The 15704-nt window shown below is 71.2% G+C and carries 15 protein-coding genes and 1 pseudogene; 3 read left to right on the top strand and 13 right to left on the bottom strand.

Annotated elements, in window-relative coordinates; all coding sequences use genetic code 11:
- Positions 1-164: 164 nt before the first annotated feature.
- From ACFVJX_RS28075 to ACFVJX_RS28055, 5 genes are all read right to left on the bottom strand, one after another.
- The gene (locus ACFVJX_RS28075; RefSeq protein WP_384131984.1) at positions 165-680 is read right to left on the bottom strand and encodes a PASTA domain-containing protein; all 516 of its coding nucleotides are present in this window, start codon (positions 678-680) and stop codon (positions 165-167) included.
- Entirely contained in the window at positions 677-1207 is a 531-nt protein-coding gene (locus ACFVJX_RS28070) for a SigE family RNA polymerase sigma factor (protein WP_384132123.1), read from the bottom strand. Before ACFVJX_RS28070 ends, ACFVJX_RS28075 begins: the two co-directional genes overlap by 4 nt.
- Before the next feature lie 315 nt (positions 1208-1522).
- Entirely contained in the window at positions 1523-2581 is a 1059-nt protein-coding gene (locus tag ACFVJX_RS28065; protein WP_384131987.1) for a VWA domain-containing protein, read from the bottom strand.
- A 111-nt stretch (positions 2582-2692) separates the two neighbouring features.
- Positions 2693-3310 carry a TOPRIM nucleotidyl transferase/hydrolase domain-containing protein gene (locus ACFVJX_RS28060; protein ID WP_384131990.1) on the bottom strand — a complete coding sequence of 206 codons (618 nt, stop codon included), beginning with the start codon at positions 3308-3310 and terminating at the stop codon, positions 2693-2695.
- Positions 3311-3404: 94 nt separating this feature from the next.
- Positions 3405-4739, bottom strand: coding sequence for a multidrug effflux MFS transporter (locus tag ACFVJX_RS28055; RefSeq protein ID WP_384131993.1), 1335 nt, complete (start codon positions 4737-4739; stop codon positions 3405-3407).
- A 46-nt stretch (positions 4740-4785) separates the two neighbouring features.
- On the opposite strand from ACFVJX_RS28055, the gene ACFVJX_RS28050 reads away from it, so the two are divergent.
- Positions 4786-5337: a MarR family winged helix-turn-helix transcriptional regulator gene (locus ACFVJX_RS28050; protein WP_384131996.1), complete on the top strand. Its 552-nt coding sequence runs from the start codon at positions 4786-4788 to the stop codon at positions 5335-5337.
- A gap of 46 nt (positions 5338-5383) precedes the next feature.
- On the opposite strand, the gene mnhG is transcribed toward ACFVJX_RS28050, so the two are convergent.
- The 6 genes from mnhG to ACFVJX_RS28020 are packed head-to-tail and all read right to left on the bottom strand — an operon-like array spanning position 5384 to position 12152.
- Complete coding sequence (mnhG, locus tag ACFVJX_RS28045; protein WP_384131999.1) at positions 5384-5737, bottom strand: monovalent cation/H(+) antiporter subunit G; 354 nt, start codon at positions 5735-5737, stop codon at positions 5384-5386.
- Complete coding sequence (locus tag ACFVJX_RS28040; RefSeq protein WP_384132001.1) at positions 5734-6069, bottom strand: monovalent cation/H+ antiporter complex subunit F; 336 nt, start codon at positions 6067-6069, stop codon at positions 5734-5736. The genes mnhG and ACFVJX_RS28040 overlap by 4 nt, the downstream gene beginning before the upstream one ends.
- On the bottom strand, positions 6066-6710 hold the full coding sequence (locus ACFVJX_RS28035; RefSeq protein ID WP_384132004.1) for a Na+/H+ antiporter subunit E: 645 nt from the start codon (positions 6708-6710) through the stop codon (positions 6066-6068). Before ACFVJX_RS28035 ends, ACFVJX_RS28040 begins: the two co-directional genes overlap by 4 nt.
- Positions 6707-8359, bottom strand: a complete 1653-nt coding sequence (locus ACFVJX_RS28030) for a Na+/H+ antiporter subunit D (protein ID WP_384132006.1) — start codon at positions 8357-8359, stop codon at positions 6707-6709. Before ACFVJX_RS28030 ends, ACFVJX_RS28035 begins: the two co-directional genes overlap by 4 nt.
- Positions 8356-9231 (bottom strand): Na(+)/H(+) antiporter subunit C, encoded by an 876-nt coding sequence (locus ACFVJX_RS28025; protein WP_384132009.1) that lies wholly within the window; start codon positions 9229-9231, stop codon positions 8356-8358. Before ACFVJX_RS28025 ends, ACFVJX_RS28030 begins: the two co-directional genes overlap by 4 nt.
- Complete coding sequence (locus tag ACFVJX_RS28020) at positions 9228-12152, bottom strand: Na+/H+ antiporter subunit A (RefSeq protein WP_384132012.1); 2925 nt, start codon at positions 12150-12152, stop codon at positions 9228-9230. The genes ACFVJX_RS28025 and ACFVJX_RS28020 overlap by 4 nt, the downstream gene beginning before the upstream one ends.
- Positions 12153-12531: 379 nt before the next feature.
- On the opposite strand from ACFVJX_RS28020, the pseudogene ACFVJX_RS28015 reads away from it, so the two are divergent.
- Both ACFVJX_RS28015 and ACFVJX_RS28010 read left to right on the top strand, forming a co-directional pair.
- Positions 12532-12651 (top strand): annotated as a pseudogene (locus ACFVJX_RS28015) (ATP-binding protein); the annotation flags it as partial.
- 236 nt (positions 12652-12887) lie between these two features.
- Complete coding sequence (locus ACFVJX_RS28010; RefSeq protein ID WP_384132015.1) at positions 12888-14021, top strand: FAD-dependent monooxygenase; 1134 nt, start codon at positions 12888-12890, stop codon at positions 14019-14021.
- 78 nt (positions 14022-14099) lie between these two features.
- On the opposite strand, the gene ACFVJX_RS28005 is transcribed toward ACFVJX_RS28010, so the two are convergent.
- Together ACFVJX_RS28005 and ACFVJX_RS28000 are read right to left on the bottom strand one after the other, a co-directional pair.
- Positions 14100-14501, bottom strand: a complete 402-nt coding sequence (locus ACFVJX_RS28005; RefSeq protein WP_384132018.1) for a RidA family protein — start codon at positions 14499-14501, stop codon at positions 14100-14102.
- Positions 14498-15625, bottom strand: coding sequence for an acyl-CoA dehydrogenase family protein (locus ACFVJX_RS28000; protein WP_384132020.1), 1128 nt, complete (start codon positions 15623-15625; stop codon positions 14498-14500). Before ACFVJX_RS28000 ends, ACFVJX_RS28005 begins: the two co-directional genes overlap by 4 nt.
- Between the last annotated feature and the right edge of the window lie 79 nt (positions 15626-15704).

Genomic DNA, 15704 nt, shown 5'->3' with positions numbered 1-15704 from the left:
CCGGTGAACGTCTCCACCCACAACGACTCAGCCCGCAACACCCCACCCATACAAGAGGAATGCCCCATCCCAGGCGTTCTGCAACAACCTTTAGCCGACGCCCCCTTCCGGACCGGGTGAAACGCCGGTCCGGAAGGGGGCTGTCGCAGCTACCGGGCCGTCATCTACCGGCGGCAGAGGGTCAGGTCGACCTTCTCGCCCCCGTGGAGGACCGTCGGGCTGAGCGGGGAGACCGCGATGACCGCGCCGGGCTTGCACTTGGCGATCGAGGCGTAGGTGACCTTGCCGACCTTGAGGTTGCCCTGCGCCAGCGCTTCCCTGGCCATGTCCAGGTTCATACCCGCCAGATCGAACGGCTTGATGTACGGCACGGTGGTGACGCTCCCCTCGCCCTTCGTACTGGCGGCGGAGTGGGCGGCGCTGGACTGCGAGGCGGGCGAACCGGTGCCGATGGTGGCCAGGGCGGTGCCCCCGCCGGCCACGACGAGGGCCGCGGAGACGGCGGCCATCACGCCGGCGCGCCTGCGGCGGGTGCGGCTCTTGATGCCGGTGGCGTCGAAGTGCGGCGTTGCGGAGGTGTTGGCGAAGTCATTCAAGGCGGATACCAGTTCCTGTTCGAAGAATTCGAGAGGGGTGTCACCGTCGCGGCCCTCCGAGGGCGGCGACGCGTAGCCGGTCATCGCGTTGGGCTCCCTTCCCGGGACGACGGTGACGAAGATGCGGAGAGTGCGGGCATCTGGGCCCGGAGCTTTTCGAGGCCACGAGTGAGCTGGGACCGTACGGCGCTCGGCGAGATACGCAGATCCTCGGCGATCTCGGCGTCCGAAAGGTCGTGGAAGTAACGCAGCACCACGACCGTGCGCATGCCTATCGGCAGACGCTGCAAAGCACGGACCAATTGGTCCCGGCTGTCGATGCGCCCGTATTCGTCACCGGGGGACGGCCGGTCGTCACCGGTGTCCTGCCGGGGGACGACACGGCGGAACCGCTTCCACCGGTCGTTGGCCAAATTCACCATGATGCGCCGCACATAAGCGTCCGGAGCGTCTTTGGCCGAGATGGTGCGCCAACGCCGGCAGGCGCGCTCCAGGGTTTCCTGGACGAGATCCTCGGCCGCATCGCGGCTTCCGGTCAGGACCAGGGCCCCTCGGAACAACGTCCCCGAGCGGGCCTCGACAAAGGAGTGGAAATCCTCTCCCTGGCGCATTTCGGCCGACTCCTGATCGGACCGGCCATGCCGGCCGGGCCGGTCGTTTCGACTCGCCTCGGAAAGCAGTGAATTCCATTTGGCTGCCAGAGCCACACCGCCCCTCCCTTCCTGTCCCCCCTCTGACTGCGGAGCGGCCCTTTCTGCTGCACCGCCTCTTTGAGACCTGCGTCACATGAGTGGGAGGGTGCGTCGGTCCGGAGCCGTCAGCGGAGGTGCGGGGTCCCGTCAACAGGAGGTACGAGGCCCCGTAAGCAAGCGGTGCGGGGGCCCGTCAGCAAGGGGTGCGGGTCCCCGGATCAGGCATCCTCGCCTTCACAGCATGATGAGCAGACGCGTCTGCGGCTTGAGCTTCCGGTTCACCGAACGGCTCTGCACATACACCTCCAGCTCGGGATTGTTCCCCGCCTTCACGGAGACCGTCCCCCTGACCCCCGTGCCGAACAGCAGGCTGCGGGCCGCGTCGCCCGTATAGGCGCGGTCCGTGTTCTTCTCGACCACGACGACTTCCTTGTCGGGCTGGACCTGCACCCGGCTGCCCAACTGGTAGTAGCAGGAACCGCGCTGGTACGTCACGCCCGGGTGCGAGTCGACGAAGGGACGGATCTCGACCTCCTTGTCGACCTTCAGCAGCCGGTACCTGTCGGCCGGCACCGGTTCGAGGTTCGCCCGCACGTCGTCGACGGATATGTCCTGTCCGACGGCGAAGAGGTTCTTCGTGCCGCGCACACCCTGCTCACGGCCACGGAGGAAGCTGGTGGCGGCGGCGCGCACGGTGCCGATCGCCTCCTCGACGCCCTCCTGGGAATCCGCGTCCCAGATGGCGATGTTCCCGGCCGGGAAGCCGTAGTTCTGCGCGGTTCGCTTCGCGAGGGAGTTCGGCACGAGGATCGCCGACGTCCAGTGGCCGGGGAGCGCGCCCATCTTGGCCGCGATCCGGTCGAGCCAGGGGCCGAGGATCGCCATGTCGCCGTCGTGCCGTCTGTCGCCGCCGGAGGCGTTCTCCTCGCCGTCCGTCACCACGATCTGGAGGAAGCTGTGCTCGCCGTACTCCTCCCAGATGTGGCCCAGGTCGTCCAGGGACTTGAGGGAGGCCTCGATGAGGGCCGTGGCGCCGTTGTTGACCCTGTACAGGCCCCGCATGGACGGGAGATGCTTCACGTCCATGTCCCAGACCAGGTTCTCCACCCTGTGGTCGAAGGAGTAGAGACTGATCCGCGTCTCATGACCGAGGCTGTCGGACTCAGCCTTCAGCCCTGCGACGAATTCGTCCACGACGCGGATGAGTTGGCTCTGGTGCTGGTGCATGGAACCCGAACAGTCCACGACCAGCGCGACGTGATTCACCTTGTGCTGGATCCTGTTGGCGGACATGCTTCTGCTCCTTCTCCGAAACTCCCCGGGTGATGTCCTCACACTATGGGGAGCCACTGACAACGGAGTCCGGCGGAAATCGAGCCGCCGCGCGGGGCCCGCACGACCGGGTCAGAGAGATGCGAGCAGCTCGTCGAGCGGGGCCGGCACCCGGTCCGGACCGAGGGCCTCGACCAGCACCCGGCCGTAGTGGATCTTGCGCCCCTTCTTCGTACCGAGGAAGCGCCGCAGCTGCTGCCTCGGGTCGCGGCCCAGTTGTGCGGGCTGACGAAGGAAGGTCTGCAGGGCGCGCAGGTCGCCCTCCTGCCGGACGAGTTCCCGTACCCGTGTCACGCCGAGCGCGCGGATGAGCTCGTCCTCCAGATCGGCCGCACAGACGAAGAACTCCCGCTCCGTCGCACCGGACCGCTCAAAGCCGCGGTCGTAGTAGCCGCGCTCCGCCTCGTCGCACAGCCCCGTGAGACGCAGTCCGAGCCCGGACGGGCCCAGGAGACCGGCGAAACGGGCGACGCTCATCGCGCCGCCCATCGACAGGACACAGACCCCTTCGGCCGTCAGGTGGCGGCCGCGGCTCGCGGCCAGCGCGTCGACCGCCGCGACATCGCTCGGCCCCTCCAGCAGGACGGCCGTGCGCAGCGGCAGCCGCGCGGCCAGCTCGCGGGCGGGTTCACCGGGGCCACCGGCCGCCCACGCGGTCACCGCTTCCCGGAACGTCTCCATGTCGGCCACGGAAGGAGTCTGCGTCCTTTCCGGCCGCCGCGGTAGGGATTTTCCGCCCCGCGGCGGGAGCGCGGACGGCCCATTGGCCCGGTGACCGGGGTGGTCAGGCGCGGCGGTCGTCCTCGGCCGGCGCTTCGGATGCGATCTCGCCGTGGCTCAGCCACGGCCGGGCGAGCAGGACGAGGGCGAGGCCCGCCAGGGCGAGCGCGCTGAGCACGATGACGGCCATGGGCGTCGCGGTGTCCTCACCGAAGATGCCGACGAGCGGTGAGGCGAGCGCGCCGAACAGGAACTGGAGGCCACCGAGCAGTGCCGAGGCCGCGCCGGGGGCCGCGCGGCCCAGGGTCTGGCCGATGCTCATGGTGGCGGGGAAGACCAGACCGATGCCGGCCATGGTGACGAAGAGACAGATCCAGGTGGCCGCGAGGGTCTCCCCGGTCAGTGCCGGGACCACGAGCAGGGCCACGGCCCCGACGCCGGAGACCGTGAGCCCGGCGATCAGCAGCGAGTTCATCCGGACCCGGCGGGAGAGCCGCGCGAACGTGGCGCCCGCGATGAGCATGCCCACCGCGTTCGACGCGAAGATCAGCGAGTACACGGTGGCCGAGACCCCGTGCACGTTCTCGAAGACGAAGCTGGATCCGCTGATGTAGGCGAACAGCGCCGCCGATGTGAAGCCGAGCACGAGCACGTATCCCATGAACGCCCGGTGGGTGAGCAGCGCGCCCATGGTGCGCAGGGTGCCCGCCAGTCCCCCGCTGTGCCTGCGCTCGGGCGGCAGTGTCTCGGGGACCTTGCTCAGTACGGCGGCCAGGAGCAGTGCGCCGATCACGGCGAGGACGACGAAGACCGTGCGCCAGGTGGAGAAGGACAGGACGGCGCCGCCGATGACCGGTGCGGCGATCGGGGCGATGCCGATGATCTGGGAGAGCAGCGCGAAGTAGCGCGGTACGTCCGCGCCCCGGAAGCAGTCGGTGATCACGGCGCGGGCCAGCACCATGCCGGCCGCGCCCGCGACGCCCTGGAGGAAGCGGGCCGCGGTGAGCAGCTCCACGTTCGGTGCGACGGCGCAGAGCAGCGAGAAGAGAACGAAGCCGGCGACTCCGGACAGCAGGAGCCTGCGCCGGCCCCATCCGTCGCTCATCGGACCGATCAGCAGCTGGCCCACCACCAGGCCGGCCAGGAACGCGGTCAGGGTCAGCTGCACGGCCGAGCTGCTCGCGTGCAGTGCGGCCCCCATGGAGGGGAAGCCGGGGACGTACATGTCGGTGGCCAGCGGGGCCACGGCGGTGAGCGCGCCGAGCACGGCGACCAGCGCGGAGAGCTGCTTCGGCGGGATGGGCGGACCGGCGGTGGCGGGGGACGCGGAGGCGGGCCCGGACGGGGGCCGGGCAGCGCGGGCGGCCGCCTCGTCGGAGGCGGGGGAAGGCGATAGCATGGAGGAAAAGATAGCTGATGGTTCACTGGTTAACAAAGGAGTGCTGGTGCAGTCCCATCCCGATGTGGTCCGCGATCAGTGGGTCAGTCACATCCCCGGCCTGGACACCTCCGCCATGGAGGTCGTGGCCCTGGTCAAGCAGGTGTCCGCCCTGTTCGACCGCGCTCTCGAACCGCTCTACGAGGGTGCCCCGCTCACCGCCCCCGAGGCGGACCTGCTCATTCCGCTGCGCTGGGCGACCGAACCCGCCATCGCCCGCAGGCTGGCCGACAACATGGGGATGTCGCGGGCCGGGGTCAGCAAGACGCTGGCGAAGCTGGAGAAGCGCGGCCACATCGCGCGCACCCAGAACCCCGCCGACCGGCGGGCGGCACTCGTGACCATCACGGAGTCGGGCAAGCGGGCCATCGACCAGATCTTCCCGAGCCAACTGGCCGTCGAGGCACAGATGCTGTCCGGCCTCGGTGAGGAACGGACGAAGGTCCTCGACGCGCTCGCACTCCTGGCCGAGGTGATGGACGGCGCCCTGGCCGACCGGACCCGAGGCCGCGACCCCGGCCTCGGCCTCTCCAACATCCGTGGCACCAGGAGGGGTTGACGAGCCGAGCCGGCCCGCGGCCGACCGCTCCGCGCGCCGCTCCCCCTCAGCGCTCCTCGGTCAGTTGCTCGTCCAGCTCGTCGAAGAGCAGCTCGCCGTGGTCGATCTGCCCGGTCCGGTACGCCGATCGGGCGACCAGGTGCGCGGCGACCGGGCCGGTCATCAGCTGGAAGAAGCCGATCAGCGAGAGCGTCCCGAGATCCATGCCGCTGCGCAGGCGCAGCGCCACCCCGGCGAGCACGATCAGCATGCCGAGGGACTGTGGTTTGGTGGCGGCGTGGCTGCGGGACAGGACGTCCGGCAGCTTCAGCATGCCGACGACCCCCAGCAGGCAGATGGCGGCGCCGAGCAGCACCAGGACCGCGCCCGCCGTGTCGGTGATCTGTAGCCAGACACTCATGGTGTGTCCCCGCCCGTCTGCTCGGGCCCGTCGACGCGCCCGTGGTCCGGCGGCCGGTCGCGTGCCGCGATGAAACGCGCGATGCCGACCGAACCGGTGAAGCCCAGGAAGGCCAGCACCAGCATGATCGGGAAGTAGAACGGGTCGCGCGCGAACGCCGACTTCGCGCCGAGTCCGGCGATGATCAGGGCCGCGCAGACATCCAGCGAGATGGCCCGGTCCAGCATCGAGGGGCCGCGCCAGATGCGGGTCAGCAGGCCGGCTCCGGCGATGATGATCACGACTACGGCCGCGGTGAGCAGCACGTGGTCGACGGTCTCCGGAACACTCATGCGTCCTCCCCCTGTTCTCCCGGCTGCTCGCCGGTGTGTGGTGCCGTCGGTGGTGGAGCGGCGACGCGCTCGATCTCGTCCGGGGTACCGAAGGCCCGTACCGTCAGCTCCTCCAGGCGCCATACGGAACGCCGGGCCGCGTCCAGTTCGGCCGGCCGGTCCGCCTCGAGGACGTGCAGGAAGACGGTGGCGGTGGCGCGCCGCACCTCGACGACGGAGCCTCCCGGCACGTTGGACACCGCGACCGCCGTGGCCGTGAGCATCAGGTCCGAACGGCAGCGCAGCGGTACGGCGATCACGGCGGCCCGGTGCGGGCGGTCGCCGAAGATCTGCCGGGTCACCTTTACGCCGGAGGTGTACATGTCGTAGAGCAGAAAGCCGGCCAGCCGCACGATGCCCCAGGGGTGCAGGCGGAGCCCGAGGTCGACCTGCGGCAGCGGGAACGCCAGGCAGACGGCGACGGCGACGACCGCGCCGGTCAGCACGTTGGCCCAGTGGTGGCTGGACCAGAGCAGTACCCAGATGAAGGTGAGCCAGGCGATCAGCGGGAGGTCGAGCACGCGCCGCCGACGGCCCCCGAACTCGCAGCTGAAGGGCGGCAGGCGCTTGTTCCGGTAGGAGAAGGTGATCAGCCGTTTCACCGTCCGAGCACCGCCTCGATGTAGGGGGTGCGTGCGAGGAGTTCGGCGGCCGAGCGGTCGGTGTACGCCGTCAGCGGTCCTGCGAACACGGTGAAGGCGAGCCCGAGCGCGACCGTGGCGGCGGTGGCCCAGGTCATCGGCCGCGGCAGCTTCGTCGTGGTGGTGACCGCACGGCCGTGCAGGGTGGCCGCCACCGCGCGCCCGGCAGGCTGGTGGCGGAGCCGGACGCCTTCGTCGCCGGTGCCGGGCATCCGGTCGGGGCCCTCGTCGGCGTCGCTGTCGTCCTCCTCGTCGGACTCCAGGACCGTCCCGTCCAGCGCCTGCCCCGGGGGTGCGGCCCGCCAGAACGCCAGGTTCCACACCTTGGCCATCACGTACAGCGTGAGCAGGCTCGTCGCGGTCGATCCGACGACGAGGATCCAGGCCCAGACCCCGCCGTCGGCGACACCGGCGCGCATGAGTCCGAGCTTTCCGATGAATCCGGAGAGCGGCGGGATCCCGGCCAGGTTCATCGCGGGTACGAAGAAGAGGACGGCCAGCAGCGGGGCCGCCTTGGCGATTCCGCCGAGCCGGGTGAGTTCGGTGGTGCCGCCGCGCCGCTCGATCAGCCCTGCCACCAGGAAGAGCGTGGTCTGCACGGTGATGTGGTGGACGACGTAGACGATCGCTCCGCCGTACGCCTCGCGGGTGGCGAGACCGATACCGAAGACCATGTAGCCGATGTGGCTGATGAGGGTGAACGAGAGCAGACGCTTCAGGTCGGTCTGGGCGACGGCTCCCAGGATCCCGACGACCATCGAGGCGAGGGCGGCGGCCATCAGGAGGTCGCCGAGCCGGTTGCCGGGGAAGAGCAGGGTCTCGGTGCGCAGCATGCAGTAGACACCGACCTTGGTGAGCAGTCCGGCGAAGACCGCGGTGACCGGCGCCGGCGCGGTCGGGTAGGAGTCGGGCAGCCAGGCGGCGAGCGGGAAGACGGCTGCCTTGATGGCGAAGACGGTCAGCAGCATCGCCTGGATCAGGGTCTGCACGCCCAGCGGGAGCGCGGCCAGCCGCCCGGCCAGCTGGGCGAAGTTGGCGGTGCCGGTGGCCGCGTACGTCATGGCGATGGCGGTGAGGAAGAGCATCGAGGAGAAGAGGGAGATGATCACGTAGGTGGAGCCCGCACGGACCCGGGGGCCGGTGCCGCCCAGGGTGAGCAGCACGAAGCTGGCGACCAGCATGATCTCGAAGCCGACGTAGAGGTTGACCAGGTCACCGGCGAGGAAGGTGCAGGAGACGCCCGCGACCAGGATCAGGTAGGCGGGGTGGAAGACCGCCACCGGTGTCTCCTCGTCCCGGTCCGCCATGCCCTGGCCGAGGGAGTAGACGAGTACGCAGAGGGTGACGGCCGATGAGACGGTCAGCATCAGCCCGGAGAGCCGGTCGGCGACCAGGGAGATGCCGAGCGGCGGGGCGAAGTCACCGAGGTGGACGCTGAGCGGTCCCTCGATGTCCGCGTCGATCATCAGGGTGACCGAGAGGCCGAGGACGGCCGTGAGCACGGCGACGCTGATGAAGCGCTGGAACTGTTTGAGCCGGGTGCCGAAGGCGAGGCTCAGACCGGTGGCGCAGAGCGGCAGCAGCACCGGCAGCGGGACGAGTGCGTTCACCCGGTGTCTCCTCGGTTCGGATCGTCGGGGGCGGAGTCGGGGCGGAGGGCGGAGCCGGGACCGGGGCCCGTGTCCTTACCGGGTGCGGAGCCGGGTCCGGGATCGGGATCGGGATCGGTGGCCGCACCGGGTGCGGCGGGGGGTCCGGGCTCGGGATCCGTTCCGGGTGCGGGGTCCGTACCGGGATCGGGTCCCACACCGGCTGCGGGTCCCGTACCGGGGTCGAAGCCGTTGCCCGGTCCGGGGTCGAAGCCGCTGCCCGGTCCGGGGGCGGCGTCCGGGCCCGGGGCCGGACCGCCGTCGTCCCCCGCTGCCGCGTAGTGCTCCGGGTCCGCTCCCAGGACGTCGTGCCAGAGGTCCCCGGTCGCGTCCCGGCCACGGGCCTGCAGGGCGCGGTCGGCACGCAGCCTGGCCCTCAGCCGGCGGCGCTCCTCGCGGTACCGGCGGCGCTCCTCGTCCGTGCGGTCGGACTCGGCCCGGTACTGCTCACGCAGTTCGTCGCGCTCTCCCAGCACCTCGGCACGCAGCACGATGCGCCGGTCCTCCAGGTCGTCGTGGACCTCGTCCGTGCCGGTCAGCTGGTGGCTGCGGTAGGCCATGGCCAGGAGGAACGCGGTGGTGGCGAGCGTGATGACGATGGCGGTGAGGGCGATGGCCTGGGGCAGCGGATCGGTGACCCGGCTCAGCGCGACCCCGTAGAGCAGGGGTTCACGGCCGGCCGTCCCGGTGGCGGACAGGACGAGCAGGTTGATGCCGTTGCCCGCGATGACCGCGCCCAGCAGGATCCGGGTGAGGGGCCGGGTGAGCATGAGGGTGCCGCCGACCGCGCACAGCACCGCGGCGGTGGCCAGGAGCGAGGCGCTGACCGTCATCCGGCGCCTCCCGCCCCGGGCTCCGGCCGGGGCGCCGGTCCGGCCGGCTGCCCGCTCGCCGCTTCCGCGGCGGCCCGCTCGATCTGCCGGTCGACCTTCGCGCCGAGGGCCCGCACGATGTCCAGCACCACGCCCAGCACCAGCAGATAGACACCGCAGTCGAAGATCACCGGCGTACCGAAGTGGTACGTACCGATCACCGGCAGATGCCCGTGGTAGGTCCAGGCGTGCAGGACCGTGCCCTCTGCGAGGCCCAGCAGGGCGACCCCGGTGGAGAGGAACAGGCCGAGGCCGGTGAAGAGGCCCGGCTGCAGCGGGGCGGCCTCGGCGAGTTCGAAGCGGCCACCCGCCAGATAGCGGACGATCAGGGCGACTCCGGCGACCAGCCCGGCGACGAATCCGCCACCCGGCATGTTCTCGGCGCAGAACAGCAGATACACCGAGAGCACCAGGATCGGGTGGAACAGCAAGCGGGCGACCACCTCGAAGACGACGGACCGGTGCTCGGGCGCGAGCGTGGCGCCGGCCGCCAGCCAGCTGCGCTCCGGCGCCCCTTCGTCGCCGTGCGGCAGCCCGGCCAGCCGGGTCGTGGTCAACGACCAGGCGGTGTGCCCCTCCCGCTCCGGGGGCGCCGCGGCCCCTTCGGCGCGGCGGTGCAGATAGATCAGGCTCGTCACACCGATCGCGGCGGCGGCGAGCACGGCGGACTCCCCCATCGTGTCCCAGGCCCGCAGGTCGACCAGGATGGTGGCCACGACGTCCTTGAGCCCGTGGTGCGCGGTCTCCTCGACCATGGCGGCGCCCGCCGGGCTCGCGGTGCGCGCCGCCGCCGCGACCCAGACGACCACGCTCAGGGTGGTCGCGGCGGCCAGCGCCACGGGGATGCGCATGGTGCGGCGCCAGCTGCTGACGGACTCCTGGAAGTGCACCGGCATCCGCCGCAGTACCAGGACGAACACGATCATCGACACGGTCTCCACGCAGAACTGCGTGAGCGCCAGGTCCGGGCCGCCCTGGACGACGAAGAGCAACGCGGTTCCGTATCCGGTGAGTCCGGCCAGCACCACGGCCTTCATACGGCGTCTGACGGTGAGGCAGAAGAGGGCCGCCGCGCACGTCAGTACCGCGACGGCGCCCTGCAGCGGTACGTCCCAGAGGCGGGGGGCTGCGGCCCCGTCCCACGGGCGGTCCACGCCGAGCACGGCCAGCTGCCCGGCGAGCATCACGAGCAGCGTGGTGGCGAGGTAGACGGAGAGGGAGCCGCGCTGGACGAATCCGGTGACCTGGAGGGAGAGCCGCTCCAGCCCGAGCAGCAGATGGCCGAAGACGTTGTCCGCGGTCGGCCAGGCGATCCGCCGGGAGAACCGGGTGACCCCGGTGCGCCACGCGAAGAGCGCGGCGCCCCCCACGGTGGCCACGGCCGACAGCAGAAGCGCGGTGCCGAATCCGTGCCAGAGCGCGAGATGGTACGGGTGCGCGGGGGCCGGGAAGACGTCGGCGTACGCGCTGAGCAGCCGGTCGGTCCATCCGACGCCGGGCCCGAGCACCAGACCGCAGGCGGCGAGCAGTGCGGGCGGGGCGAGGAAGGCCCAGCCGACCCGGTGGACGGGGGTGTCGGGGACGCCCGGCTTGCGCAGGAAGGCGCCCCAGACGAACCGGACGGTGTACGCGACGGTCAGTATCGATCCCGCGACCGCGACGCCCAGCGCCCAGCGGTCCGCGGTGTCGCCGTGCAGCAGCGCCTCGAATGCGGCCTCCTTCGCGGCGAATCCCAGCAGCGGGGGCAGTGCGGCCATGGACGCGGCGGCGATCACGGCGACGGCACAGACGTGCGGCAGCGCCCGTCCGACACCGGAGAGCCTGCGCAGGTCCCTGGTGCCGGTGGCGTGGTCGACGATGCCGGTGACCAGGAACAGCGGTGCCTTGAAGAGGGCGTGACCGAGGATCATCGCACCGGCGGCCAGGGCCGCGTCACGGCTGCCTGCGCCGGCGAGCAGTGTGAGGAAGCCGAGCTGGCTGACGGTGCCGTAGGCCAGGACGAGTTTCAGGTCGTTGAGCCGCAACGCCCGCCAGCCGCCGAGCAGCATGGTCGCGGCGCCCAGCACCATCACGACGGGCCGCCACACGGGGACGTCGGCGAAGCCGGGTGCGAGCCGGGCGACGAGGTAGACACCGGCCTTGACCATGGCGGCGGCGTGCAGATAGGCGCTGACGGGTGTGGGCGCGGCCATGGCGTTCGGGAGCCAGAGACTGAACGGCCAGATGGCCGACTTGGACAGCGCCCCGCACAGGATCAGCACCACGCCCACCGAGACGGCGGCGCCGGTGCGGGGCGGGTCGGCGAGGATCGCGGAGATGCGGTAGGTGCCCGCTGCCTGACCAATGATCAGGAAGCCGATCAGCATGGCGAGGCCGCCGAGCGTGGTGACGGTGAGCGCCTGGAGGGCCGAGCGGCGGCTGTGCCGGTGCTCGCTGTTGTATCCGATCAACAGGTAGGAGAAGACCGTGGTCAGCTCCCAGAACACATAGAGCGAGATCAGGTCGTCGGCGAGCACCAGAGCGAGCATCGCACCGGCGAAGGCGAGCAGGTTTCCGCCGAATCCGGCCAGTTGCGGGGTGTCGTCGGTGAAGTACGAGGCGCAGTAGAGCAGGACGAGCGTGCCGACCCCGGCCGCGAGCAGCACCATCAGCTCTGCGAGCGCGTCCAGGCGCAGGCCGAGCGCGACGTCGTAGTCCGGGATCCAGTGCCACGACCAGGTGACCGATGAGCCCGAGGCCACGGTGTCCCACTGGGTGAGGGCCCAGCACGTGGTGGCGGCCGGCGGCAGGGCGAGCACGACGAACGCGCGGGCACCGAGCCGCCGGACCAGCGGGTGGGCGAGGGCGGCCAGGACGAAGTGGCAGACGATGAGGACCGTCATACGGCTCCGCGGGGCGTCCCGCGCCCGCCTCGGGGGATTGCTGAACGGACAGAGGGCACTAAATACAGATATATCCCCGGCCGGACTTCACTCGTACGGCGCGCCGCGCCCGCCTCGGCGCAGTCAGATCGGCCGCGTCGGCTCCACGGGTTCGTGATGGATATGCGGGTGATCGATATTGCGCATGTGAGCCCGCTTTCATTCTTTTTTTGCAGTCCGACTAATATCTATCTGTCGAAGTTCTAAACGGATTTGACCATTCGTGAGGCTGGCATCATCGCCAAGGAGCATGTCCTGCGCACGCGCTCGTCCCGGCGGAGCGACTCGACCACCATGTCGCTGCGGACGGCCCTGCTCGTACTGGCCATCGTCCCCGGTGTCGCACGGCGTGGACGAGCTGGCCGGTGTCGGCCAGCGGGACACGACCACCGTCGCGCTGGACTTCGGCCAGATTGCGGTCGGTCCCGAGCTGGTCGTCCACCTCTTCGGCGCCCCGGGCGCGAGCGACCCTTCGGCCGCGATGTGCCGCCGGCCCTGGTGGGGCACCTGATGAGCCCGGCCGTCGCGGCCGGCTGACGATTCCCTCCCACAGGACCTCCCGCGATCCCCTCCGCAATCCCTTCCGTAGTCCCTACGTAAGCCTTCCCACTGCTTCCCTCTGCTTCCGTCTGCTTCCCTCTGCTTCCGTCTGCTTCCGTCTGCTTCCCGCTACTTCCCGCTCTGGAGAGATCCCCTATGGCTACACCCCTGCGCGTTCTGATCCACGGCGGCGGCATCGGCGGGCTGACGCTCGCCACCGCCCTGGCCAGGCGAGGCCACACCGTCGAGGTCGCCGAGCTCCGTGACGAGCTCGACGCACTCGGCGTCGGCATCATCCAGCCGTCCAACGCCCTGCACGTCATGCGGGAGATCGGGGTGCTCGACGACTGCCTCAGGGCGGGCTTCGAGTGGGAGATCCTGACCGTCGCGGACCCGGCCGGGAACACCCTGGCGGAGATACCGCAGCCCCGGATGGGCGACGCGCCCTCCAACAACGGCATCCCCCGCCCCGCACTGGCCCAGGTCCTCGGCGCCGCCGCGACGGCCGCCGGGGCCACCGTCCGCTTCGGCGCCACCGTCACCGAACTCACCGATGACGGCGAAGGCGTGGACGTCACCCTGTCCGACGGCTCGGCCGGCCGCTGGGACCTGGTCGTCGGCTTCGACGGCATCGGCTCGCCGCTGCGCACCCGGCTGTACGGCGACCGCTACACCCCGCGGTACACCGGCTTCGCCAACTGGCGGGTCACCGTGCCACGTCAGGAGCGGGTGCGGGGTGTCGTGATGGGCACCGCGGGCCGGGCCGCCAAGGCGCTGCTCACCCCGATCACGGAAGAACTGATGTACCTGGGGGCGGTGTTCGCCGAGGCCGAGGACTTCCGGCCCGACCCGGAGAAGGCCCACGAGCAGCTCAAGGAGCGGCTGCCGATGTTCTCCGGCCCGGTCGCCGAGGCGCTCGCCACGGTCACCGGACCGGAGGCCGTGGTGTACTCGCGGATCTCCCAGGTGACCGTCGAGGAGCCGTGGCACGTGGGCCGGGTCGTGCTGGCCGGTGACGCCGCCCACGCGAGCACCCCGCACATCGCGCAGGGTGCGGCTATGGCCGTGGAGGACGCGCTGGTGCTCGCCGAGTCGCTGGACGCCGAGCCGGACGTCGCGGCCGCGCTCGACGTCTGGGAGGCGCGCCGCCGCCCCCGCGCCATGTGGGTACAGGCCATGTCGCGTGCCGTGCTCAAGCAGGAGACCGGCGGCGAGACGACGCCCGAGGAGGACGAGCTGCTGAAGGTCGGCATCCCGGGTGCGGCGCACGTGCTGGTGCAGCCGTACTGAGCGCGCGCCGAGCACGCCGAACGACCTGAACGCCCCGTGCGGGCCCGGATTCCCGGTCCGCACGGGGCGTTCGGGGTCTCAGGGCAGCACCGCCACCCCGTCGATCTCCACCAGCGCCTGCTCGTCCCAGAGCCGCGCCGTCCCGATCACAGCCATCGCGGGGTAGTCGCGGCCGGCCAGCCGCCGCCAGATCCGGCCCAGTTCGGCCGCGTTCGTCCGGTAGTCGGCGACATCGGTGGCGTAGACCGTGACCCGGGCCAGGTCCTGAGGGGAACCGCCCGCCGCGCGCAGGGCGGTGAGCAGGTTGCCGAGGGCGGTGGCGAACTGCTCGGGCAGCGTGTCGCCGATGACGTCGCCCCGCTCGTCGAGTGCGGTCTGCCCGGCCAGGAAGACCAGTTGGCTACCGGTGGCGGTGACCGCGTGCGAGAACCCCGCCGGCGGGGAGAGTTCGGCGGGGTTGATGCGGTGGATCGGGCTCATGCGGACGGCTCCCGGTTCGCGTACAGCTCCTTGGCGATGATGGTGCGCTGCACTTCGCTCGCGCCCTCGTAGATCCGCGGGGCGCGGACCTCACGGTAGAGGTGTTCGAGCAGATGGCCTCGGCGCAGCGCGCGGGCGCCGTGCAGCTGGACGGCGGTGTCCACGACGTACTGCGCGGTCTCGGTCGCGTACAGCTTCGCCATGGCGGCGCGGCGCGGGACGCCCGGCTCCCCCGCGTCGTACGCGGCGGCGGCCGCGTACACCAGCAGCCGGGCGGCCTCGGTGCGGGTGGCCATCTCGGCGACCTGGTGGGAGACCGCCTGGAGGTCCGCGAGCGGGCCGCCGAACGCGGTGCGGGTGGCGGTGTGCTCCACGGTGGCGTCCAGGGCGGCGCGGGCCATGCCGACGGCGAAGGCGCCGACACTGGGCCGGAAGAGGTTGAGGGTGTTCATGGCGACCCGGAAGCCCCGGTCCGGTTCGCCGAGCACGTCGTCGGCGGTGACCGGTACGCCGTCGAAGGCGAGGCTGCCGATGGGGTGCGGCGAGAGCATGTCGAGCGGTTGTCCTGTCAGCCCGGGGCGGTCGGCGGGGACCAGGAACGCGGTGACGCCACGGGCCCCCGCGCCCTCGGTGGTCCGGGCGAAGACGGTGTAGAAGTCGGCCTCGGGGGCGTTGGAGATCCAGCACTTCTCGCCGGTCAGCCGCCAGCCCTCCGGTGCGGGCGCGGCCTCCAGGGCGAGGGCCGCCGCATCCGAGCCGGCCCCGGGCTCGCTGAGCGCGAAGGCCGAGACGGCCCGGCCCGCACGGACCTCGGGCAGCCAGCGCTCACGGTGGGCCGGGGTGCCCGCCTGGACCACGGGGTACGTGCCGAGGCCCTGGAGCGCCAGCGCCGTCTCGGCCTCCGTGCAGCCGCGGGCGAGGGATTCGCGCAGCAGGCACAGGTCGAGGGCGCCGGAGCCCAGCAGCCGGTCCAGCAGGCCCAGCTCGCCGAGGGCGGCCACCAGTGGGCGGTTGACGTGGCCCGGCTCGCCCTTCTCCGCGAGCGGGCGCAGCCGCTGCTCGGCGAGGGTGCGCAGCTCCTCGCACCAGGCGGTCCGGTCCGGATCGAGCGAGAATGCCGTCATACCGGCGCCTCTCTTGTCGGAGTCCCGTCGGAAGCTCTGCGCACAACGTCTGTCGCTCTGCGCATGCAGTTCTGTCGCG

It is taken from the genome of Streptomyces sp. NPDC127177 (genome assembly GCF_042672475.1).
In the GTDB taxonomy this organism is placed as follows: Bacteria; Actinomycetota; Actinomycetes; order Streptomycetales; family Streptomycetaceae; genus Streptomyces.
This window is presented reverse-complemented; position numbering and strand designations above follow the sequence as displayed.